Source organism: Bradyrhizobium sp. USDA 4472, assembly GCF_054058595.1.
Genome location: NZ_JBSSAM010000001.1, coordinates 4,625,005 through 4,647,826 on the forward strand (window position 1 = coordinate 4,625,005; position 22,822 = coordinate 4,647,826).

Consider the following 22,822-nt stretch of genomic DNA (forward strand, 5'->3'; position numbering starts at 1 on the left):
GCACGAAAGGCTCAAGGCCATGGCGGAGGCCGGTCATCGACCTGACGAGATTGCGAACGCTCTCGGGCGTAGCCAGGCAGCCGTACGGGCGCGAGCTTGGCAGCATGGTATCGCGCTGCGCCTTATCACTCAGAAGCGAGGTAAGTAGCGTGGTCGAACACACGTTCTGTGGTGGAACGGTCCGCTTTAACTTCTATTGAGTGCCATGGACCGAGAAGAAAAAAGGCGCCAGCTCCAGGAGCAGCTACAAAAGTTCGAGTATTTGGCTCGGTACTTTCCCAGTGGGGCGACAAATCAAACGCTTCTCGATTTGCTGGATGACGCAAGGGAACAAATCCGAGCGCTCGAGGAACGCTAAGGCCATCTTCAATTGTCCTATTTTTTGGAACGGGCCGTCGGGCACATCGTTGCCCGGCATGTTGACGCCAGCAGAATACAGGAACCTGGCCGACCACTACGCGAAGGCAGCGGACGAGGCTTCCGACAAAGTCACTCGGTCGCAGCTCGAAGCGCTGGCAACCAGCTACTCGGTCCTCGCCCAAAGTACGGCTGTCTTGAACCGATCCGCCCAAGCCCTTAAGACGATAGAGCAGCGCCGAAAGTAGGCCCACGGTGTTCACGCAATGGCCTCGGTTGATGATCTTAAAAGTGGTCCCAAAAGGTGCGCTTGAGCATTTAGCCATTATGGCGAGCAGGACCGATAAAGAACGCAACGCGGAAGACGAAGCCCGCACCAACGAGGGAAGGCGGCCAAAGAGCATTCCGACGAGCGGCGGAAGCTACGGGCTAGTCTCCGGCGCAAGATGAACTAAGAGCGCGCCGTGCGGGCGGCAGCGCGCGTCCAAACCGCTGACGATTACCCGAAGGGCTCAGAGTAAACACCACGGCTGCCATCAGCGCTGTCGCTAGCTCCACGCTGGTTTCTCATTGGTGAATGACAACGAAGTCGGACGATCTCGGATGAAGTTTAGAGCGCGAACTGCGGAGGAATGCCGGAAGCTGGCGATGGGCTACCGGAGCCTGGCCGATATCGTCGGGATCACTCCGAGGACCGCTAGCGTGCTCAAGAATATCGCCAACAACCTCACGGCGCTCGCCGAGGAGTAAGAGATGCTGTCCGCCATCGCAGACGAGGAGCAAGAGCCGAGCGTCCATTGATGACCGCTTGAGCGCAGACGCTGCAACAGATCAAACAGAGCGCCTGCGCCAAGGTGTAGCGCGACAGTTTCTGGTCTGTTCTCAGGCGCGACCGTATGTTCGCCAGCTTCTGACCGCACTGGCCTCTTTTGTTCTTAGTGCTACCATAAGGTGTATCCGCAAACGGAACGCCGCTGTTGTTCAGCGTCCCTGCCGATAGCCGCGGCGTGACGGGAGGAATGGAATCGCTGCGCACATTCGCGGCAGCGGCTCTGTATGAAACCGCTGACGCTGACATGATGTGCTCAGAAAGAAAACACGACGAGCGCAATCAGCACTGCCGAGCCGATGCCCGAGAGCACCACCAAAGCTGTAAATAAGCGGTCGCGCACGCCTCACCCCGCGAGTTGTACTATAGTAACTATACGTCGCTTGCATGACGCCCGCGTTTCATAATGTGAAGAAGGTTCCATTAATGGCAGCGAGGCCCGCGCGAGCAAGCAGCAGTAAGCCTTCATCGGCTACCGCAGCTCATCAGGCTGCGGGCTGCAGCCTGTTCTCCGAGGCCTTTGGCACTGCCGGACCGATGATCCGCCGCAGCTCGGCCGCGACGCCATTCATCACCGCGCGCTTCTCCTTCATCCGCTTGCTGTGATTGTAAACCCTGCCGGTAACGGTGGGCACGATCTGCTCAGCTTTCCTGCTCGCGGCATGATCGAGGCACTTCGCGATCCATGCGTCATCGAAGCCGAGGTCTCCAGCCAGAGTCGCCGCCGTCCGGCGCAGGTCGTGTGGCGTGAACCGCTTCAAGCCCAGCAGCTCGCACAGGCCGGCAGTTTTGGTCTTATCCTTGTTCTTCTCGTTCATGGTGCCGCGTAGGGCGTCGGCCATCGCCTTCCGGTGGATCGGCTGGCCCTTGTACATCGGGCTCTCGAACACGAACTGCTGATCATCCGAGGCCAGCGCCTCCTTGATGATCTCGACCGCCAGATCAGACAACGGCTGCTGGATCACCCGCCGCTTCTTCACCCGCTTGAGGGGCACGTCAAAGCGGGGGTAGTCGCCATCGAGGTCGAACAGCTCGTCTCGGCGCGCACCGAGCAATTCGCGTGAGCGCAGCATCGTGACAAGCTCGAACTTGAGTGCGAGCCGGGTTCTGCGGTCATAGGGGAGGTCGTCGCGGTCGAGGCCATGCCAGAAGATCCTGATCTCGTCCTCGGACAGGACCCGTGTGCGGGGATGCTCGGGATCGAGATTCGGCAGGTTCACGCAGGGGCTGGCCGTCACGTAGTCGCGGCCTGCCTCGGCCGCCCAGTTGAACAGGCCGGAGGCTGCCTTGCGCATATGTCGCGCGTTGCTGACGGAGGGCTTGCCGAACTTGCCGGCGACGATGTCATTCGAGAGCGTGGCGATGTCGTGCTTCGTAACCTCCATGGCCAGCTTCTTGCCGAGGCGGGGTCGGAGGAAGCGGTCGAGATGGCTCGCGGTGCTCTCCCAGCTCTCAAGCCGGGGCCGCATCTCGCCGTCCGGCTTCTTGACCAGGGTCTTCATCCACTTGATGCGCTCGTCGATGATCTCGGCGACCGTCTTGCCGCATTTCACCTTCGCGGTCTTCTGGTCGCGGAAGGTCTCGGTAAGCGCATCGCCGCCCATGGCCTTGAGGCCGTAGACCTTGCTGCGGGCGTCCTCGACCGTGAAGGTCTCGGGATTGTAGACGCCCAACCAGCCGGTGCGCTGCTTGCCGGTCTGCCTGTCGGTGAACTTGAAGGAGAAAGTGGCGACCCCCGCCGTGGTAATGCTGACATAGAGGCCAGGGCACTTGCGGTCGTAGAACTTGGTGCGCTTGGCGACCCGCTTCTCGCACAGGCGGTCGGTCAGAATGACGCTGCTGTTGCGGCCTCGCTTGCCGGCGGGGGTGGGGACGGTGATAGTATTCATCTGGTTTCGGCTCCTAAGGCTTGGGACCAAAGGGCTCGGCCGTGAGTCTTTCAGTTTGTCGTGCGGACGCTGAAAGGCTTAGGGCCGGGCCCTTGTTTTGGTGAAGCCCGCTGAAACAGCCCGCATCAGGGTAGTCAAAAAGAGCTTGTTTTAAAGACTTTTCTTAGTTTCGGCGTGTTTCACCGAATGCCAAAATATAGACGTGTGGTCCTGGCCGTCGTCGCTACGGTCAAGTCTTGCGGATGCGGCATCGGCGCCAACCGGCGCGCTGCCGGTAACTTCCGTAAGGCGAGGGAGGCCAGAAGGAATTCGGCTCCCGGGAGAGCACGGCATAAGCCGTCCGACCACTGCGCAGGGAAGGCCGTGTGTTCGGCCACACCTGTATGCTGCTGTGCGGTCTCCTTGCGCTACGCTTTCGCGCAGCAGACCGTGGGTGCGAGGTCGGCACCCGGCCTTCCCTGCGCCCTTCTGTCGAGGGCGTGACGAGACGAGCAAAACTCGGGCGCAACGCGCCGCGGGAAGGCGTAGGTGTGTCTGATGTTTCAGAGTTCATCGCAGGGGAGCATTCTCGTGCCCCGGGGTCGCAACGCAGCGCTTCCGCGTTGCACTGCGTCCTGGACACCGAGGCAACCAGGTCAGTTCCCCTGACCATCTTTTGGCGTTGCAGTTGCTGCCATTTCTCGTCTAGAACGACTTCACTGGGCCTCCCGGCAACCAGCCGTCAACGGTTTTGATCGAGGATTCGGGGCTCAAAGGGTCTGGCAATGCTGATTCGCGGCCAAATTGATGGGATTTCGGGGGAGGCGGCACTGGCCGCCGCCACGATCCCGGCCGTGCTGCTGCCCACCCTCCTTCTTGGCGGGCTTCTTCTTACTTGCCCCTGAGGGCCGGCTGGGCGCAACGCGCCTGGGCGCTCAGGGGTTGGTCGAGATCACCGGATACCTCAGGCGCCCGGCAGACTGGCGCGAAAGCTCAAAAGGAATTTTGCAATGGCCCCCGCGAACAAGTCCGATAAGGACCGCGTCATCATTTTCGACACCACGTTGCGCGACGGCGAGCAGTGCCCCGGCGCTACCATGACCTTCGAGGAGAAGCTCGAGGTCGCCGAGCTGCTGGATGATATGGGCGTCGATGTCATCGAAGCCGGCTTCCCCATCACCTCCGAAGGCGACTTCCAGGCGGTCAGCGAGATCGCCCGCCGCTCCAAGAATTCGATCATCGCCGGACTGTCGCGCGCCCATCCGGCCGACATCGACCGCTGCGCCGAGGCGGTGAAATTCGCCAAGCGCGGCCGCGTCCACACCGTGATCGCGACCTCGCCGCTGCACATGCGGGTGAAGCTGAACAAGACCCCGGAGGAGGTGATCGAGACCTCGGTTGCGATGGTCGCGCGCGCCCGCAACCAGATCGACGACGTCGAATGGTCGGCCGAGGACGGCACCCGCAGCGAAATGGACTATCTGTGCCGCATCGTCGAGGCCGTCATCAAGGCCGGTGCGACCACGGTGAACATCCCCGATACCGTCGGTTACACGGTGCCGGAGGAATACACCCACTTCATGAAGACGCTGATCGAGCGCGTGCCGAACTCCGACAAGGCCGTGTTCTCCGTGCACTGCCATAACGATCTCGGCATGGCGGTTGCGAACTCGCTGGCCGGCGTCGTCGGCGGCGCGCGTCAGGTCGAGTGCACCGTCAACGGGATCGGCGAGCGCGCCGGCAACGCCGCGCTCGAAGAGATCGTGATGGCGATCAACGTGCGCAACGACAAATTCCCGTACTGGAACAAGATCGACACCACGCAGCTCACCCGCGCCTCGAAGCTGGTGTCGGCGGCGACCTCGTTTCCCGTCCAGTACAACAAGGCGATCGTCGGCCGGAACGCGTTCGCGCACGAGAGCGGCATTCACCAGGACGGCGTGCTGAAGGATGCCTCCACCTACGAGATCATGCGGCCCGAGATGGTCGGCCTGAAGCAGTCCTCGCTGGTGCTCGGCAAGCACTCCGGCCGCCATGCCTTCGTGCACAAGCTGGAAGAGATGGGCTACAAGCTCGGCCCCAACCAGCTGGAAGATGCGTTCACGCGGATGAAGGCGCTCGCCGACCGCAAGAAGGACATCTATGACGAGGACATCGAGGCGCTGGTCGACGAGGAGATGGCGGCCTCGCACGACCGCATCAAGCTGACCTCGCTGACCGTGATCGCCGGGACCCATGGCCCGCAGCGTGCGACCATGAAGCTCGACGTCGAGGGCCAGATCAAGATCGAGGAGGCCGAAGGCAACGGTCCTGTCGACGCGGTGTTCAACTGCATCAAGCGTCTCGTTCCGCACGAGGCCAAGCTCGAGCTGTATCAGGTCCACGCGGTCACCGAAGGCACCGACGCGCAGGCGGAAGTCTCGGTGCGGCTGTCGCACGACGGACGTTCGATGACGGCGCGCGCCGCGGATCCGGATACGCTGGTGGCCTCGGCGAAAGCCTATCTCGGCGCGCTCAACAAGATCGTCATGAAGCGCCAGCGCGACACCGTGACGACGGCTGCGGCGAGCTGACGCGGCTTGCTTCGCCTCTCCCGTTTGGGGGAGAGGCGGCTTTGTCGTTCATCATGAATGGCAGCCCTGCGAACGACCGATAGCGGCTCAATGCGCGAGTCGCTATTGATGCTCCCGGCTTGGGGATAGACGCCCGCGTTGGGCGGCCCGAGAGAACAACAAGAGAATAACAGGGAGAGATCATGCGCACCTTCGCGATCGCGGCGTCCATTGCGGCATTGACTTTGAGTCTTGCCGGCCCCGCCAGCGCCGACCCGATCATCATCAAGTTCAGCCACGTCGTCGCGACCGATACGCCGAAGGGCAAGGCAGCCGAGAAATTCAAGGAACTCGCCGAGAAATACACCGGCGGCAAGGTGAAGATTGAGGTCTATCCGAACTCGTCGCTCTACAAGGACAAGGAAGAGCTCGAGGCGCTGCAACTCGGCAGCGTGCAGATGCTGGCGCCGTCCAATTCCAAGTTCGGACCGCTCGGCATCCGCGAGTTCGAGGTGTTCGATCTGCCCTATATCCTCCCTGACCTGAAGACGCTGCGCAAGGTGACGGAAGGCCCGTTAGGGGCAAAGCTGCTCAAACTGCTCGAGCCGAAGGGCATCACCGGTCTTGCCTATTGGGACAACGGCTTCAAGGAGATGAGCGCCAACAAGAAGCTGGTGGCGCCGAGCGATTATCAGGGCGTCAAATTCCGCATCCAGTCCTCGCGCGTGCTGCAGGCGCAGTTCAAGGCGCTCGGCTCGCTGCCGCAGGTGATGGCGTTCTCGGAGGTCTATCAGGCGCTGCAGACCGGCGTGGTCGACGGTCAGGAGAACACCTGGTCGAACATCTATACCCAGAAGATGCACGAGGTGCAGAAGTACATCACCGAGACCAACCACGGCTACATCGGCTACGTCGTGATCGTGAACAAGAAGTTCTGGGATGATCTTCCGGCCGACGTCCGCGACCAGCTGTCGAAAGCAATGAAGGAAGCGACCGACTTCAACAACGCGCAGTCGCAGAAGGAGAACGACGACGCGCTCGCCGAGATCAAGAAGAGCGGCAAGAGCGAGATCATCAAGCTCACGCCGGAGCAGGACGAGGCGATGCGAAAGGCGATGGAGCCCGTCTACAAGGACGCGGCAAGCCGCGTCGGCCAGCCGTTGATCGACGAATTCCAGAAGGAAGCCAAGAGCACGACGAACTAGTCTCGACCTACGACGATGAGGCTTCCGTGCGGTTTGCACGGAAGCCGCTTGTTGCGAATGATTTCCGGTTCTGGCTGAACCAAAATTCACGGCCGTTACATCTTCGTTAGAACGCCCTCTCTGTCCAAGTTGTAAGTTGCGCCTTGGCCCCGGGCACCTCATCTTCAGGGCACCCTTCCAAAGGAGGTTCGTATGAGGAAGTTCACCATCGCCGCCATCGCCGTGCTCAGCATCGCCGGCTCGGGAGCGGTCTATGCCCAGTTTCATCGCCCGTGGATGGAGCACTTCCGCCACATCCGCATGAACCCGGAAGACCGCGCTGCCATGGTCGACGCGCGGATCGCCGCCGTCCATGCCGGGCTCAAGCTCAATGCCGACCAGGAGAAGCTGTGGCCGCCGGTCGAGGCCGCCGTGCGCGACTTCGCCAAGCTGCGGCTCGACCGCGCCAATGCGCGGATGAACGCCGGTCCAGGGGACGCGGACCGGGAGGGCGACAAGCCGGATGACCCGGTCGCCCGCTTGCGCCAGCGCGCCGACGACATGGGCGCGACCTCCGCAGCCCTGAGGAAGATCGCCGACGCCGCCGATCCGCTCTACAAGACCCTCGACGACGGCCAGAAGCGGCGTCTTGCCCTGCTGACCCGCCACCGCGGCCCCTTCGGCGACGGTGAGGACGGCCCGCGGCACCACTTCATGGAGCGCGGCATGGGCCGCATGATGGAACGTGGCATGGACCACTTCCGTGGCGGCGATCATTTCGACCGCGATAACGGCCCGGATCGGGAGGGGCGTCTTTGAGCGTAACGGGATTCCGCGGGAATTAACCCTGGAGAAGCCGCTGGAAATCCAGCGGCTTTTCGCGTTTCCGCGGCTGTGGAAGAAGCTTGGAAAACATGCGTCGCATCGCTTGCCATATCCGGATCGCTTTGCTAAACGACCGGCCTCGCAAGGCATTGACCGCCTTTCGGGCGCATAGCTCAGTTGGTAGAGCAGCTGACTCTTAATCAGCGGGTCCCAGGTTCGAGCCCTGGTGCGCCCACCAAAGGAAAATCTTTGGTTTCCAATAGCTTCGCCAGAAGTCTATTGAGGATAAAAACGAGTTTCGTGCGACGTTTTCATAATCGGACGTCGCACGGCCGGCTTGCGGCGCGACCTTCCTTTGTTTCTGCATCTTCTCCTTGGTTATGTATCTTCACGCCATCCGATACAGAGCGAAGATCAGATCGTACAGGGCGATTACTTGCTCGTCGTAGAATTGGATATTGCGGCGAGCAAAAAGGACATTCTGCTCTGTCCGTCGCCGCAGGGTACCGCGTGTTGCAGAACCAGAACCGGATCGTTTGTGTCGGGGGGGCAAGTCGCTGCCCCGCTACCAGACAAATCAATGACTTACGACAATTCCATCTTAGAAGAATTTTTCGTACCACGTCTTGCGCCACATTTTCAGTTCGATATCTGCCGTACCAACAAACTGCACGTGCGGAGAAACAGCAGCGCGAACCGTTGCGTCCGTTCCAGCATAACCATCGAACAAGTCCACCGGCCGAGTCAGCACCTGGAGCGCGTCCGCGACATGGGACCTTCCCCATGTCTTCATGAGCCCGCATATTGGAGGCCTATTCGCGGAGTATCAGCAGATGGCCATGCCACTGATTATCCGCAACATGACCGCATATCTTGCCGATCGCGTCGATCAGATGACGAACGTCATCGATCGCTCGGGGAAGGCCACATGACCGCATGATCGACCCCACCAGTCGAGTGTCCCACCGAGCCGCACCGACGCCGGCATGCGGTTTCTGGCGTAACGAAAGCGCGACATTGGTGCGGATGTGATACAGGACTAAACGCAGGGGCCCAGTCGATATGAAGGTCGAGCTGGCCGTTATTCCTGTTTCGGTCGTCGAACGCGCCAAATGCTTCTACGAACAGACTGGCAACAGCATCGCTTGCCATCGGGCGCTGCGTTAACTGGGCGGGTCGGGACGCATTGAAAATTGCAGCCTGCCATCGCAGGGGCGTGCGGGCTTACATCTCGTCCGGAGATACCGCTGCGTGCCAACGGCCGCGATCGAATTTTTCAAATGGCGGCAGAAAGAGCGTGCAGAGATTGGCGGAGATATTTGCCGCCGCAGAGCCGGGCCTCAATATCCTCGTGAACAATGCAGGAGCAGCCTGCGCTCATCCTTTATTGTTAAGCGTCGCCCTAAACGCTCCACCTCGCGCGCACTGCAAATCGGTTTAAAACTAGCTCAGGAGGAAGTCACGTTCGCTGCCCGAACTCAACCGGATAGTAGACATCCTCAATACGAAGACCGCAGCAGCAATAGAGCTTCTGAGCCGCTACCGATGTGGAAACGGAGGTTTAAAGGTCCAGCACCCGCGCTGTTCCTGCGCGATGTGCTTATGAAAGTGCAAGCAACAGAGCGCGGCACGCCAATCCGCCAAAGACCCTCTCAAGAGCTTTTGGTCGGGAAATAGCCATCACCACGCAGGACGTTGCGAGCATAGGATCGAGTACCGAGTTGGGAAGCTTGCGCGGGCAGGGTGCACTTTCATTCCGAACCGCAGCCCAACGTTGGACACGTCCTTGTCTGTTGCCAGGGGCACTTTGCATTTCAAGGTGGCGGTGTCGAATTCGAGCTGCTTATTCCTCGACCGAAATTTAATCTGGCAGCCAGATTAAAATCCAACAAAACTATGTTGGATGTGCAGATAGCGACGTGTTGAGAATGCGGCTCCATAGATAAGAGGTGCCGCGATGAAATCCATCTTGCCGAACGCAGTGTTTGATGAGCGCCCGCTGTTTTCGGGACTTAGGGTTCTCGATATCGCCAGCTTCATCGCTGGCCCTACTGCTACGACCGTGCTGTCGGATTTTGGTGCCGAAGTGGTCAAGGTAGAAGCACCCGGGATGGGGGATCCGTATCGACGCACATACTTGAGCCCGCCAAATCCATCTTCGAAAGAAAACTATGCATGGCAGCTCACCAATCGCAACAAGCGAAGCCTGGTGGTGGATTTGAAGAACCCGCATTCGGCGGATGTTTTGGCCCGCCTAGTAAAGTGGGCCGACGTTCTCGTGACGAATTTTCCTCCTCGGGTGCGACAAAGGCTGGGTTTGAACTACGAAGATGTGTCTTTGCTGAATCCGCGTCTCATCTACGCCGATATCACGGGATATGGTGAGGTGGGGCCGGAAGCGGACAAGCCCGGATACGACACGACGGCGTATTGGGCGCGTTCGGGTTTGATGCATGTCACTCGCCAAGCGTCTAGTCCGCCCGCCTTGCCGGTGCCGGGGATTGGCGACCATGCCACTGCGATCTCCCTCTACGCCGGAATCGTGAGCGGTCTTTATCGGCGCGAGCGCACCGGCAAAGGCTGCAATGTCCGCACCTCTTTGATCGCCAACGGAGTGTGGGCGACAGCCATGTGGCTGCAAGCCGCGCTGCAGGACGCGAAGTTCAGCCACGAAATAGATCGACGCTGTCCCCCGAATGCACTCTTCAACAGTTACCGAAGCCAGGACGGTCGCTGGATTCTGCTTGCGTTCGTCCAGGAAGACAAGAACTGGCCCGTTTTTGCTCAGGCTATCGAGCGCCCCGACCTGCTGGCGGATCCAAGGTTCGCCGATGCAGAGCGCCGTCACGCAAACTCCGGCGCCTTGGTGGCTGAGATCGATCGTGTGTTCGGCGCGCACCCGCTCGCGCATTGGAGGTCGGTTCTCGATGCCGCTCACCTGCCTTATGGAGCCGTGCAGGTCTGGGACGAAATCGTGAAAGATCCGCAGTTACTGGCCAACCACATTCTCGTTCCGATAGCGGAAGGCGGCGAAGTGACAACGACGGTGGACAGCCCCGTGGTCATCAAGGAGTCGCCGAAGGTCGCGCCGCGCACGGCTCCCGCGCTGGGCGAACACACCGACGAGGTGCTGGAAGAACTTGGCTTCGATGCAGCTCAGATCGATGAGCTGCGCGCCGCCGGCGCAATCCCGCATGTCCCGCAAAGCAGCAGACTTCATGAACAAGTGAGCATCTGACAAACAAAGGAGAAAGAACATGTCAACAGTTACTGAACACACCGCGACCGAAAAGGCGATCTTCCATTGGGATGATCCGTTGCGGTTGGACTTGCAGTTGACGGAGGTCGAAAAGGAAGTTCAACAGAAAGCGTTCGAATACGCGCAGGGAAGTCTTCTGCCTCGCGCGCTCGAAGCACACAGGACGGAAAATTATGAGGACATCCCAACCCTGGTGAAGGAATTGGGTAGCAACGGGTTCTTGGGTATCAACCTGCACGGCTTCGGCTTCCGTGGGCTGAACCATGTCTGCTACGGCCTTGTGTCCCGCGAGCTCGAGCGGGTCGATTCGGCCTATAGGACCGTATACAGCGTTCAATCCAGCCTGGCGACTGAAGCAATCTATCTGAACGGATCAGAGGAACAGAAGGCAAGATTCCTTCCGGGTTTGGCCAGAGGTGAATTGATCGCGTGTTTCGGTCTAACCGAACCAAATCACGGCTCGGATCCAGGGTCGATGGAAACCAGGGCAACGAAGGTGTCCGGGGGCTATCAGCTCAATGGACACAAGAAATGGATCGGCCTCGCAACCATTGCGGATATTCTGGTTATTTGGGCGAGGGACGAAGAGGGCATTGTCCGAGGATTTATCGTCGAAAAAGGCACTCCCGGACTAAGCGCGGAGAATATTCATGGAAAGTTTTCCTTACGCGCCGCTCCGACGTGCGAGTTCCGATTGGATCAAGTGTTCGTTCCCGAGACGAATATACTTCCGAAAGCCAAGGGGTTGTCGGCCCCGTTCATGTCGCTGAACAAAGCACGATTTAGTATCGCCTGGGGAGTGATCGGCGCTGCCGAGGCATGCTGGAAAATTGCGAGAGACTACACCTTGCAACGGAAGCAATTTGGTCGACCATTGGCTGCAAACCAACTCATCCAGCGGAAGTTGGCCGATATGGAAACGCAGGTTGCCTTGATGTCGCAGGCATGCCTGAGAGTCGCAAGAATGCTCGACGAGGGTGAGTGCGCGCACGAGGTGATCAGCCTGGTCAAGCGCTACTGCGCCAAGACAGCACTTGAGATCGCATTGACGGCACGAGACATGCTCGGGGCTAACGGCATCATCGATGAGCATCACGTCATTCGGCACGTGCTGAACCTGATGGCCGTAAATACCTACGAGGGTACTGACGATGTCCACGCTCTAATCCTGGGCCGTGCTCAAACCGGGATTTCCGCCTTTACCTGAACGTGGTCGTGCCGCCATCACGTGCGCGTAGCGTGCAAGGAAGGGACGCGCGCACTCGGCGCGTCCAGTGCCACCGCCTTGCAAGTACCGAAGGATCTCCGCGCAGCATTAGGCACGCGGAATGAAGATTCACGATCGATGAGAGACAGTACGATGTCCAATAGCAAGGAAGTTCGAAAGATAACAGTCGTCGGTACGGGAGTTATCGGCGCGAGCTGGACCGCCCTGTACCTGGCGCGTGGCTTCAACGTCGTCGCGACCGATCCGGCTCCCAATGCGGAATCCGATCTGCGTCGATACGTTGAGGCCGCCTGGAAAGCGCTCGAGGTTCTTGGACTTTCACCGAATGCCTCGCGAGATCATCTTGAATTCGCTCGCGATATGAAGCGCGCGCTGGCGGACGCGGACTTTGTCCAGGAGAGCGGGCCGGAGCGGCCGGATTTCAAGATCAAACTTTTTGCTGATATCGATGCGGCTACTCCTCCGGATTCGATCATCTCATCGAGTTCGTCCGGGCTGACGATGAGCGTCATCCAGTCAGCGTGCAAGCATCCAGAACGCTGCGTCATCGGCCACCCCTTCAATCCTCCTCACATGATGCCGTTGGTCGAGGTCGTCGCGGGCGCCAAGACCTCACCTGAAACCGTGCATCGAGCACTCGAGTTTTACAGATCGATCGGCAAAAAGGCGATCCATGTTCGAAAGGAGATGGTCGGACACGTCGCGAACCGTATCCAAGGCGCGCTGTATCGCGAGGTCGTTTACCTGATCGAGCAAGGCGTGCTCGATGTGGCTGATGCCGACGCTGCTGTAAGCTGGGGACCTGGGCTGCGTTGGGGCGTAATGGGACCCAACATGCTGTTTCACCTTGGTGGCGGTCAAGGTGGCATTCAACATTTCATGGATCACCTCTCCGGCCCGATCTCGACCTGGTGGAAAGATCTCGGGACGATCACCGAGTTTACCCCGGAGATCAGGCAAACAATCATCAGCGGAGTCCTCAGGGAAGCCGGTAGCCGCCCCTTAGAGGAACTTCAGCGCGAACGTGACACCATGCTGCTGGAATTACTTGCCGCACGCGCGAATGTAGCTCGCCGCGAAAGAAGCGACGCGTCTTTAGCTCCAAAAGAAGAAGTTCAATGACGACAACCAAACTCTTGTCGGCTGGATTGATCGCTGCCTTCATTTTCACAATCTCCGCCCATGCTCACGAAAACTCCGTGACCGGGCCACATGTCGTCACGAAAGGCAATGCGAGGGCCTTCTCCACCGGCCATTGGATTAATCGCAATGCTCGCATTCCAACACCGCACGCAAGTGAATTTGCTGCACCGCCCGACGACGAGCCCGGCGGCGTTTGCGACGAGGGCGACGATCCGAGGATATGTTGAAGCGTCTCACTGCGCTTGCCGAGCCGGCCGTTTCGGTTCACGACGCCGGCCGAGGGCGGTGGCCAAGTCGATGAAGGTGCGCACGGCGGCAGAAGGCTCGGCCGCGCGGAATGCGACCGCCAGCTCCACCTTCTCAGGAAAGTCTGCGAGTGGTCGGAATACAATCTCAGGGAAGCCCAACGCGCGCATGGAGTCAGGTCCCAGCACCACGCCGTAACCGCCGGCGGCCATGGTGAGCGCCGTTACGAAATCGCAGACGTCATGCACCATCCTGACCGTGAAACTGCCGACGGTCGCCAGCCGTTCCAGGTAGCTCCCGAAGCCTAAGCTTTCAGTCAGCTGAGGGACGAGAAAGGGCTCATTGCCCAGGTCGGAGGCTCTTAGCGTGCGCTTGCGCGCAAGCGGATGATCGGCGGCGAGTGCAAGGCAAAGAGTTTCGCGATGAATCACACGGGCCGCCAGCCCCGCCGCATAACTCGGTCGGGGGCGTATTAGCGCGACATCCAGGCGACCTTCGGCGAGCGCGTCGAGCTGCCGCGGTGTCTCCATATCGGTTAGGCGAAGCTGCACGGCAGGGCGACTGCGCCGGTATTCCCGCAGCAGGCTTTGGAGAGTCCGGTTCATGGCCGCCGATGTCACGTACCCGACTTCGATCTGACCAAGCTCGCCGCGCGCCGCAAGGCGCCCGACCTGCTCAGCCCGTTCCAGCTGGCGGATGGCCGCTACGGCTTCCGACAAAAAGAGTTGCCCCGCCTCGGTAAGTGACACCGCCGCCCGCTTCCGGCGATTCAGAAGACGAGCGCCGAACGCCTCCTCCAGTCCCTTGATCTGTAAGCTCACCGCAGATTGCGCCACGTTCAGCCTGTCCGCGGCGCGCGCGAAGTGGAGCTCTTCCGCGACGGCGATGAAATAGCGGAGCTGGCGAGCGTCAAGCATGTGCGATTTAATCAGTCTCCGCGATCAAAATCAAACGACCTCTTGTGCAGGCAAGGTCGCAGTTTCCAGTCGCAAGTTCAGAAGAGACCCGTTCTCTCACCCCCTTTCCCAGGCCCGCTGGAAAGCTAGCGAAAGCCGCCGCCGCGACCGACTGAAGCTGGCTGAAATTCATTCCAATCTCGTCGGTAGAATGCGCCGTCAGCGCGATAAGTGGGATGTAGAGCAGAGCGATTTGATCAGCTTATACGATTAAAATCCAATAATTCTATGTTGGATGTGCAGATAGCGCGTGTGGTCAAAATGCGAGACGTCCAAACGAGAAGTCTGCCAGCGCCAGCTCGAGACGGCCGTGAGCCTGGCACTAAGCCGAGACGCGATAGCGCTCAACAATCGTTGTGTCCACACCCACCGAATTCGAGCAACAGGAGTTCAGCTATGAAACGAACAGATGTCCAACGCCGCGCGTTCGCAATGCCGCTGACGAGTCCGGCCTACCCGATCGGACCATACCGATTTTATCATCGCGAGTTCATGATCATCACGTACCGAACCAATCCCGAGAAGTTACGCGCGCTTGTGCCTGAGCCGCTGGAGGTCGACGAGCCGGTGGTCAAGTTCGAGTTCATCCGGATGCCGGACTCCACGGGGTTCGGCGACTACACGGAAAGCGGGCAGGTGATTCCGGTAACGTTTGAAGGCCGGAAGGGGAACTACACTCATTGCATGTTCCTGGACGATCATCCGCCGATTGCCGGCGGGCGCGAACTCTGGGGATTTCCCAAGAAACTCGCGAAACCGACGCTGCAGGCTGAGCTCGATACGCTCGTGGGTACACTCAACTACGGGCCGGTCCGGGTGGCGACCGGGACAATGGGATACAAGCACCGGATGACCGACCTTGCGGCTGTGAAAGCCTCATTGGCCGCGCCGAACTTCCTCCTCAAGATTATCCCGCACGTCGATGGAACGCCGCGCATTTGCGAGTTGGTCGAATTTAGTCTGGAAGATATCGACCTTAAGGGGGCTTGGTCCGGTCCAGCCGGCCTTACCCTGGCCTCTCACGCACTTGCTCCGGTGGCCGAATTACCGGTGCTTGAAGTCCTTTCCGCGACCCATCTCATTGCTGACTTGACGCTCGGCCTCGGCAAGGTCGTGCACGACTATCTGGCGGACACCTCTCATCGAAGGGAAAACAGGCCAGACAAACCTGCGGTCGCGCAGACCGACCTACTCGAGCCAGCTCGCTAGTACAGTTAGCGCCGATCTTGGTGAAAGGCCATGTTTGACGACGGACGGATCAAGATCGAGTTGCAGGGCGCGGGGCCGGCGCTGCTCTTTGGACTACGGTTATGGGTCTCGGTCTGCCTGGCGATGTATATCGCATTCTGGCTGCAGCTCGACGAACCATCCTGGGCGGGCACAGCGGCTGCTATCGTCTGTCAGCCGACGCTCGGGGCCTCGTTACGAAAGAGCTGGTTCCGCCTGATTGGTACCGTCGTTGGCGGTATAGCCATCGTCGTGCTGACCGGCTGTTTCCCGCAAGACCGCGTGTTCTTCTTCGTCAGTCTGGCACTATGGGGCGGAGCGTGTGCATTCATCTCGACAGTCTTGCCGAACTTTGCATCATACGCCGCAGCTTTGGCGGGATATACCGCGGCGATCATCGCCGGCAATCAGCTTGGTGCTGTCGGTGGCTTGAACGGCGACGCATTCGTGCTTGCGGTAACCCGGGTGACAGAGATTGGCATCGGCATTGTCTCCGCCGGAATCGTTCTTGCCGGCACGGACTTGGGCGCTGCACGCCGACGATTGGCAACGCTTGTCGCCGGCCTAGCCAACGGGATAGCGACAAACTTCATAAGAACCTTGCAGGCAGCCGGGCCGAGCCTGTCGGATATGCGGTCCAGTCGGCGCGATTTCCTCCGACGTGTCATTGCCCTCGATCCTATGATCGATCAGGCGGTCGGGGAATCGTCCGAGATCCGCTATCACTCGCCCGTGCTGCTGCAGGCAGTCGATGGTCTGCTCGCCGTCCTATCGGGGTGGCGTGCGGTCGCCAATCACCTTCGCTGGCTGCCACATGATCAGGCCACGAGAGAGATGGCAATCGTGCTCCAAAGCCTTCCGCCCAAGCTAAGTTCGTTGCTCAATCAATCAGACCCCGCCGGCTGGGCGGCCAATCCCGTCGTTCTGCGTTCGGTCTGCGAAGCAGGAATCGACGAGCTAGTTGTTTTGGACGTCAAGACGCCGTCGCTGCGTCTGCTCGCAGATAAGGTAGCCGCAGCACTGGCAGGTATCGCCGACGCGCTCAACGGTTTGGCTTTGCTGGCCGGCGATCCCACGTTGCCTGTTCGCCGCTCTCGGGGAGCCTTCCACCTTCATGTCCCGGATTGGTTGCCTGCTTTGGTGAGCGGCGCGCGCACGCTGCTGACGATTCTCGTCGCTGCCGCATTCTGGATACTCACCGCGTGGCCGGCCGGTGCAGAGGCCATCACCTTCGCTGCTATTTCCAGCATCCTGTTTGCTGGACGGGCGGATCAGGCTTACTTCAATGCCAGCGGCTTCGTGAAAGGAATATGCATCGCCGCCATGGCCGCAGCGGTCATCAATTTTGCCGTGCTGCCGAACCACGAGACGTTTGCTGCTTTCTGTCTCTCGATTGGCCTGTGGCTCGTCCCGGCGGGTGCCGCAGCGACACGATGGCCGAGTATCGAATTCAACTATATGGCCTCGTATTTCGTACCGCTGCTCGCGCCTACGAACCAGTTGAGCTATGATACCGTGCAGTTTTACAACGATACGCTGGCAATTCTGTCCGGTGCCGGTACAGCGGCCTTGTTCTTCTGCATCATACCGCCGCTGACGCCGGGTTTTCGAGCGCGCCGTCTGCTGGCATTGACCTTGGCTGACCTGCGTCATCTGGCGCGGGGACGGGCGTTCCACGATTGGGCGGGGCACGTCCACAGCCGGCTTTCCGCCATGCCAGGGGAGGCGACACCGCTGCAGCGCGCCCACCTGCTGGCTGCGCTCTCACTTGGGACAGCGATCCTGCAGTTGAGTTCGAATGCCGCCCCGTTCGGTGTCAGTGTCGTCGTTAACGACGCACTCACCGCGATTGCGGAAGGCAGGAGCGCGGTCGCCGCCACGGAGTTCCAGCGCCTCGATGAGCGGCTTGCCGCCCATGCGGCCGACCCTGCGGCCTTGCGGGCGCGAAGCAGCATCATCGAGATCTCCGAGGTGCTGAACCAGCATGCCGCCTACTTCGACGCGGTGAGGACATGAAATTCAGTGAGGTGAGCCTGTTCGGAGTCTATGTCGCTCCGATTTCCCTGATGATGTCCACGGCTTGGCTGGTCGTCGTCGCTTTGCGCCGAGCGGCCGATCGGTTCGGATTGCTACGCAATGTCTGGCACCCGACACTGGTCGTCGGAGCGACCTACAGCATCGTTCTGTGGTTCATTGTGATGACAGCTGCGCGGTGGCGGTAGCCATGTCACATATCGACGCGCAAATGAGATCCGAGACCGCTGAATCGAGCCGAGATATCGCCAGGTCGCGGCGACCCGCCGATCGGTCGCACCGTGGCGGCCAGACTATCCCGCGGGTCATCCTCACCCTGGTCTTCGTCGGACTGGGTGTCTGCGCGGGACAAGCGATGTGGGGAATCTATATGGACACGCCCTGGACCCGTGATGGAACGGTCCGCGCCTATGTTGTGGCGATAGCGCCTGAAGTCGCGGGCCGCATTGTCGCTTTCCCGGTAGCTGACAATCAATATGTGCATAAGGGCGATCTGCTGCTGACGATCGAGCCAACGGACTACGCGATCATGGTCCAACAGGCCGAGGCGGCGGTCGATCAGGCTCGCGCAAAAGCCGAGAATGCCGAACGCGAGGCAACCCGGCGCCAGCACCTGACAGATCTCGCGACGTCTGAAGAGCAAAGAGACTCCTACAGTACGGCCGCGCTCGCCGCGAAGGCAGCCTATCGACAAGCTCTTGCGAGGCTGACGCAGGCGCGCGTGAACCTGGGGCGCACCTCGATCCGCTCGCCGGTGAATGGGTATGTGGCCAATTTGACGACGCAGCTCGGCGACTACGCGAACGCCGGCAAGCAGATCATCTCTTTGGTGGATGCCGACTCGTTCTGGGTAGATGGCTATTTCGAGGAGACTTATCTCGGCGGGATCCACGTAGGGAATTCCGCCCGGGTAAAGCTAATAGGGCGTTCCGAGCCATTGCAGGGACATGTCGAAAGTATCGCCCGCGGCATCGCCGTGGCGAACGCCGAGGCCGGTCCTTCTGGTCTTGCCAAGGTGAATCCGATCTACACCTGGGTACGGTTGGCACAACGGATTCCGGTACGCATCCATATCGACCATGTGCCTGCCGGCGTCGACCTGGTGGCCGGTCAGACCGCCACGATCGAGATCGACTCGAAATAATCGATCCTGGCCGGGACGGCGCGCCCAAACCGGTGGACATGATTTAGCGGCTTGCCTTGAAGGCCTCCCATCGCGCCTCTCGCTCTCTCCGGTATTTGGCCGCTTGGTCAGCGATCAGATCATCACGACGCAGCGGCTTTCCGCAGGAATCGCAAACTGGGCCGAGCCCAGCCAGGTTGCCGCAGCTGCGGTGGGTAAAATTCACGGCCCGACCTTCCTTCGGCGACTTGACCCAGGTCTCACCCCAGGCACGCAGCGCCAGCAGCACCGGGTAGAAGGCTTCGCCCTTCTCGGTCAGATGATATTGGTGGCGCAGTGGCCTCTTGCTGTAGACGCGCCGTTCTACCAGTCCGTCTGCCTCCAGCTTCTTCAGGCGAGTTGCGACCATTTGCGGCGTGGCCTCGGTTTGGGCCTGGAGCTCCTCGAAGTGGTGACTGCCCATGAACAGCTCGCGCAGCAGCAGCACCGTCCAGCGGTCGCCCACCACGGCCTCGGAGCGCGCCACGGGACAGAGTGTTTGATCAGCCGTGTTGTCCTTCATCTGCCTCATCACGATTTCTTCATTGCTCTTGTTACTATGATTTTCATAGCAACGTAGATTATCATGGATCGAAATTCAATGGGCCAGCGAGGCCGCCACAGGAGATAACCGATGCCCGAAACCACCTATCTGCGCGAGAGGACCGCGCTCCTCTTCGTCGACCCCTACAACGATTTCCTGTCCGAGGGTGGCAAGGTCTTTCCACGCATCCAGCCCATCGCTGATGAGGTCGGACTTCTCAATAACCTGCGCCAGCTAGACAGTGCGATCCGTGCAGCGGGGATCCAGGTGGTGATCGTTCCACACCGACGTTGGGAGCCGGGCGACTACGAGGACTGGGATCATCCCAACCCGACCCAGCAAGCGATCATGCATCGCCACAGCTTCGCGCGCGGCGAATGGGGCGGCGAATGGCATCCTGACTTCGCGCCGAAGCCTGGCGACCTCGTCGCTCGCGAGCATTGGGGACAAAGCGGCTTCGCCAACACCGACCTGGACTTCCTCCTGAAGCAGAAGGGCATTACGCACGTGATCGTGGTCGGGCTGCTCGCCAATACGTGCATTGAATCCACCGCCCGGTTCGCCATGGAGCTCGGCTATCACGTCACTTTGGTGCGGGACGCGACTGCTGCGTTCTCGCACGAAATGATGCATGCCGCCCACGAGCTGAACGGCCCCACCTATGCGCACAGCATTGTCGGCACCCAGCAACTCATCGAGGCACTGCCCAAGGCGTGATCGGACCCTCCTTCATCAGGCATTCTTCGCTATGTCAGAGAAAGCTTCCTTTACGGTGACACAAGGATTCTCGCGGCGTCAGGTCTTCCTGATGGCCCTGAGCTGCGCGCTCGCCGTCTCGACCATCTACTACCACCAACCGCTGCTGCCGCAGATAGCCTCGGCGTTTGGCGTCACCGTGGCACACGGAAGCCTCATCGGCACGTTGACACAGCTTGGATATGCAATGGGCCTGCTGCTATTCGTGCCGCTCGGCGACGGCATCCAACCGCGAAAGCTGGCGTCGCTGGCGATTAGCGCGAACGCAGTCGCGCTCATCGCTTGCGCAGTGGCGCCGACGTTCTCCCTGTTGGCCGGCTGCAGCTTTCTTGTCGGAATGACCGCGGTTACCGCACAGATCATCATTCCGGCGGTCTCGGGCCAAACGACGCCGGAGAGGCGAGGGCGCGTCGTCGGTTCGCTATTGGGGGGCCTCTCGTCCGGTGTCCTGCTGGCGCGTACGGTCAGTGGTGTCGTCGGAGCCCACCTGGGCTGGCGCGCAATCTTCGTGTTCGCCTCGGTCGCCGATCTGGCGCTGCTGGTCGTAATCATCAGAAACCTGCCCTTGTCAGAACTCCTGAGCACGATCCGATACCGCAGGCTGATGGGTTCGTTGACCATGCTGATACGTGAGGAACGGCTGCTGCGTATCTCCGCCGCGACCAGCTTTCTTCTGTTTGCAGCCTTCAGTGCGCTTTGGACAACACTTGCCGCGCTTCTGGCGCGACCACCCTACGGGTTCGGTCCCGCTGCCATCGGGGCATTCGGACTCGTTGGAATTCTCGGCCTCGCGGTGTCCCCTCAGGTTGGAGCGATCGCCGATCGGATCGGTACCCGCAACATGGCTTCGTTAGGCGCGATCACCGTCACCGTGGCCTTCGCTTTTGTTGCGGCGGGCGGCATTAGCCTCTCCTGCCTGATCGTCGGCATGGTTCTGCTGGACCTTGGTAATCGAGCCGCACTCGTCGCCAACCAGACGCGGATTTACGCTCTGCGTCCGGAGGCCCGCAGCCGGCTGAACACGGTGCTTATGGTGTCGTACTTCCTCGGCGGTGCGAGCGGTTCCGTGCTTGGTGGCATTGGCGCTCATTTTGAATCCTGGATCGGTCTCGCGGCAGTCGGCGCCACGCTTTCACTCGCGGCCGCAGCGGTGAATGCGCTTTCGTATAGACAAACCAGCCCAGTACTTATCGAAGAACGAGCATGAAAGGAGAATGTGTCATGTCCAAACTTGCAATCATGGGAACGGTTGAATTTGCGCCGGAGAGGCGCGATCAGGTGCTGCCGCTGCTGATGGCGCACCGGGCTCGTTGCCTGAAGGATGAGCCCGGCACCCTGCGATTCGAAGTGGTGCTCCCTCGCGAAGACTATTCAAGAATACTCATCTATGAAGTCTACCAGGATGACGACGCTTTCGAGGTGCATCGAAATGCGCCGTCCCGAGCACAATGGCTGCAAGACACGACCGGAATGGACGTCAAGGTCATCGCGACAAGGTGTTCGCCTGTTGAGTAATCGCGCCTTGGCCCGAAATCCCGCAGCCCGCTGATCTTTGCTTTTAGTTTGGAAATGCGCCGTTTCCTGAGGCGAATATCAGGAGTTCGACAAAGGAGAACCTCGATGACAGCGCAATTTACCAAGTCCCATCGCTACGAGCTGGTGCACGGTGAGGATAGCGACTTCATTGCCTATCAGCTACATTTCGGCGATGGCGTCTGGCGAACGGTTTCGACCTGGATGATTCCGCGCACCGCCCTTTGCTGAATAAGGCTGGAGTCGCCGTCCCGAGAACGCGTGGAAAAGATCTGCACGAGCGCACAAGCGGAAGGCGTTCTACATACGCAGTTTGGACGATTGCATAGACTGACATCGTCATCGATCTGCTGGAATTGGCGTGGTCGTGTGGCCAAGGGATCGACCAGCACGCGATCTGATTTCGGCGGCTCGGCCCGTTTTTTACGCGTTCTATCAATCGCGTCCGTCGCAGGCCAACCGTATTGTGGTGATCAAACCAAAGGAGATGAAAATGCCGACATACGTTTGTTCGCTCGCGGAAGGCTTCGTGAATGACAGCCAAAAGGCCGCAATCGCCGAGGCCGTGACACGGGTTCACAGTGAGGAGACCGGCGCGCCAAGCTACTTTGTACAGGTGGTCATCGAGGAGAAGAAACCTGCTGATCGTTTCCTTGGTGGTTCGCGTGCCTCAGGTCAGATCTGGATCCGGGGCGATATCAGGGCCGGCCGGGCCCAAGCTCAGCGGAACGCGATGATGTTGCGCATAATGAAGGAGGTTGCGCGGATTACCAATGCAAAGGAGGAGGAGATCTGGGTTTACCTCTGCAATCTGGAGCCGACGGATATGCTGGAATACGGTCACGTGCTGCCGCAGCCGGGTGAGGAGCCCGAATGGTTTAGCCGGCTACCGAAGCCGCTGAAGGATTACCTTGCGCAGCTTGGGACAACCAAAGACACGTTTACTCTTTGACCGATGTGCTATTCCGGATCGACCGAGCGCGCTACGAGATCGACTTAAGCCGACACAACCAGAGCCGGGTATTGGGCCAACCGAGGGTTGGTTTTCAAATCGATCTGCGTTCGCTATCTGCTCCTCGCCCGCGGGTGTCATTCCTTTCCATCCCTCCGCTTCTGCAT

At 59.9% G+C, this 22,822-nt stretch carries 19 protein-coding genes and 1 tRNA gene; 17 read left to right on the top strand and 3 right to left on the bottom strand.

All coding sequences use genetic code 11. From position 1 onward, the window contains the following. Positions 1-1,671: 1,671 nt before the first annotated feature. The gene (locus tag ACVWZ4_RS21490) at positions 1,672-3,075 is read right to left on the bottom strand and encodes a tyrosine-type recombinase/integrase (protein ID WP_456736442.1); all 1,404 of its coding nucleotides are present in this window, start codon (positions 3,073-3,075) and stop codon (positions 1,672-1,674) included. Positions 3,076-4,064: 989 nt separating this feature from the next. Between ACVWZ4_RS21490 and ACVWZ4_RS21495 the strand changes: the two genes are divergently transcribed. The 8 genes from ACVWZ4_RS21495 (at position 4,065) to ACVWZ4_RS21530 (ending at position 13,472) form a co-directional block, all read left to right on the top strand. Next, complete coding sequence (locus ACVWZ4_RS21495) at positions 4,065-5,627, top strand: 2-isopropylmalate synthase (protein WP_456698911.1); 1,563 nt, start codon at positions 4,065-4,067, stop codon at positions 5,625-5,627. 182 nt (positions 5,628-5,809) lie between these two features. Next, positions 5,810-6,811, top strand: a complete 1,002-nt coding sequence (locus ACVWZ4_RS21500) for a TRAP transporter substrate-binding protein (RefSeq protein WP_456698910.1) — start codon at positions 5,810-5,812, stop codon at positions 6,809-6,811. A 192-nt stretch (positions 6,812-7,003) separates the two neighbouring features. After that, entirely contained in the window at positions 7,004-7,609 is a 606-nt protein-coding gene (locus ACVWZ4_RS21505; protein WP_456741117.1) for a Spy/CpxP family protein refolding chaperone, read from the top strand. Between the two features lie 168 nt (positions 7,610-7,777). Continuing rightward, positions 7,778-7,853 (top strand) — tRNA-Lys (locus ACVWZ4_RS21510). 1,719 nt (positions 7,854-9,572) lie between these two features. Then, positions 9,573-10,853 carry a CaiB/BaiF CoA transferase family protein gene (locus ACVWZ4_RS21515; RefSeq protein ID WP_456741118.1) on the top strand — a complete coding sequence of 427 codons (1,281 nt, stop codon included), beginning with the start codon at positions 9,573-9,575 and terminating at the stop codon, positions 10,851-10,853. Positions 10,854-10,872: 19 nt separating this feature from the next. Then, positions 10,873-12,081, top strand: a complete 1,209-nt coding sequence (locus tag ACVWZ4_RS21520) for an acyl-CoA dehydrogenase family protein (RefSeq protein ID WP_456741119.1) — start codon at positions 10,873-10,875, stop codon at positions 12,079-12,081. 153 nt (positions 12,082-12,234) lie between these two features. Next, positions 12,235-13,224: a 3-hydroxyacyl-CoA dehydrogenase NAD-binding domain-containing protein gene (locus tag ACVWZ4_RS21525; protein WP_456741120.1), complete on the top strand. Its 990-nt coding sequence runs from the start codon at positions 12,235-12,237 to the stop codon at positions 13,222-13,224. Next, the gene (locus ACVWZ4_RS21530) at positions 13,221-13,472 is read left to right on the top strand and encodes a hypothetical protein (RefSeq protein WP_456741121.1); all 252 of its coding nucleotides are present in this window, start codon (positions 13,221-13,223) and stop codon (positions 13,470-13,472) included. Before ACVWZ4_RS21525 ends, ACVWZ4_RS21530 begins: the two co-directional genes overlap by 4 nt. 6 nt (positions 13,473-13,478) lie before the next feature. Here the strand turns inward: ACVWZ4_RS21530 and ACVWZ4_RS21535 are convergent, their stop codons facing one another. Next, positions 13,479-14,408, bottom strand: a complete 930-nt coding sequence (locus ACVWZ4_RS21535) for a LysR substrate-binding domain-containing protein (protein WP_456741122.1) — start codon at positions 14,406-14,408, stop codon at positions 13,479-13,481. A gap of 435 nt (positions 14,409-14,843) precedes the next feature. Between ACVWZ4_RS21535 and ACVWZ4_RS21540 the strand changes: the two genes are divergently transcribed. From ACVWZ4_RS21540 to ACVWZ4_RS21555, 4 genes are read left to right on the top strand one after another with little or no spacing between them, the layout of a single operon-like run. After that, a complete protein-coding gene (locus tag ACVWZ4_RS21540) occupies positions 14,844-15,656 on the top strand; it encodes an acetoacetate decarboxylase (protein WP_456741123.1) in 813 nt (270 codons plus the stop codon). 30 nt (positions 15,657-15,686) lie between these two features. Then, complete coding sequence (locus ACVWZ4_RS21545; protein WP_456741124.1) at positions 15,687-17,690, top strand: FUSC family protein; 2,004 nt, start codon at positions 15,687-15,689, stop codon at positions 17,688-17,690. Continuing rightward, positions 17,687-17,896 carry a DUF1656 domain-containing protein gene (locus tag ACVWZ4_RS21550; protein ID WP_456741125.1) on the top strand — a complete coding sequence of 70 codons (210 nt, stop codon included), beginning with the start codon at positions 17,687-17,689 and terminating at the stop codon, positions 17,894-17,896. Before ACVWZ4_RS21545 ends, ACVWZ4_RS21550 begins: the two co-directional genes overlap by 4 nt. Positions 17,897-17,898: 2 nt before the next feature. Further along, entirely contained in the window at positions 17,899-18,852 is a 954-nt protein-coding gene (locus tag ACVWZ4_RS21555; protein WP_456741126.1) for an efflux RND transporter periplasmic adaptor subunit, read from the top strand. Positions 18,853-18,895: 43 nt separating this feature from the next. On the opposite strand, the gene ACVWZ4_RS21560 is transcribed toward ACVWZ4_RS21555, so the two are convergent. Continuing rightward, positions 18,896-19,393 carry a winged helix-turn-helix transcriptional regulator gene (locus ACVWZ4_RS21560; protein WP_456742247.1) on the bottom strand — a complete coding sequence of 166 codons (498 nt, stop codon included), beginning with the start codon at positions 19,391-19,393 and terminating at the stop codon, positions 18,896-18,898. A 111-nt stretch (positions 19,394-19,504) separates the two neighbouring features. Between ACVWZ4_RS21560 and ACVWZ4_RS21565 the strand changes: the two genes are divergently transcribed. The 5 genes from ACVWZ4_RS21565 (at position 19,505) to ACVWZ4_RS21585 (ending at position 22,655) form a co-directional block, all read left to right on the top strand. Further along, positions 19,505-20,131 (top strand): isochorismatase family cysteine hydrolase, encoded by a 627-nt coding sequence (locus ACVWZ4_RS21565; protein WP_456741127.1) that lies wholly within the window; start codon positions 19,505-19,507, stop codon positions 20,129-20,131. A gap of 31 nt (positions 20,132-20,162) precedes the next feature. Further along, a complete protein-coding gene (locus tag ACVWZ4_RS21570) occupies positions 20,163-21,377 on the top strand; it encodes an MFS transporter (protein WP_456741128.1) in 1,215 nt (404 codons plus the stop codon). A gap of 14 nt (positions 21,378-21,391) precedes the next feature. Beyond that, positions 21,392-21,685: a putative quinol monooxygenase gene (locus ACVWZ4_RS21575; protein WP_456741129.1), complete on the top strand. Its 294-nt coding sequence runs from the start codon at positions 21,392-21,394 to the stop codon at positions 21,683-21,685. A 105-nt stretch (positions 21,686-21,790) separates the two neighbouring features. Next, positions 21,791-21,934: a hypothetical protein gene (locus ACVWZ4_RS21580; protein WP_456741130.1), complete on the top strand. Its 144-nt coding sequence runs from the start codon at positions 21,791-21,793 to the stop codon at positions 21,932-21,934. Between the two features lie 262 nt (positions 21,935-22,196). Then, positions 22,197-22,655, top strand: coding sequence for a tautomerase family protein (locus ACVWZ4_RS21585; protein ID WP_456763330.1), 459 nt, complete (start codon positions 22,197-22,199; stop codon positions 22,653-22,655). The last annotated feature ends 167 nt before the right edge of the window (positions 22,656-22,822 follow it).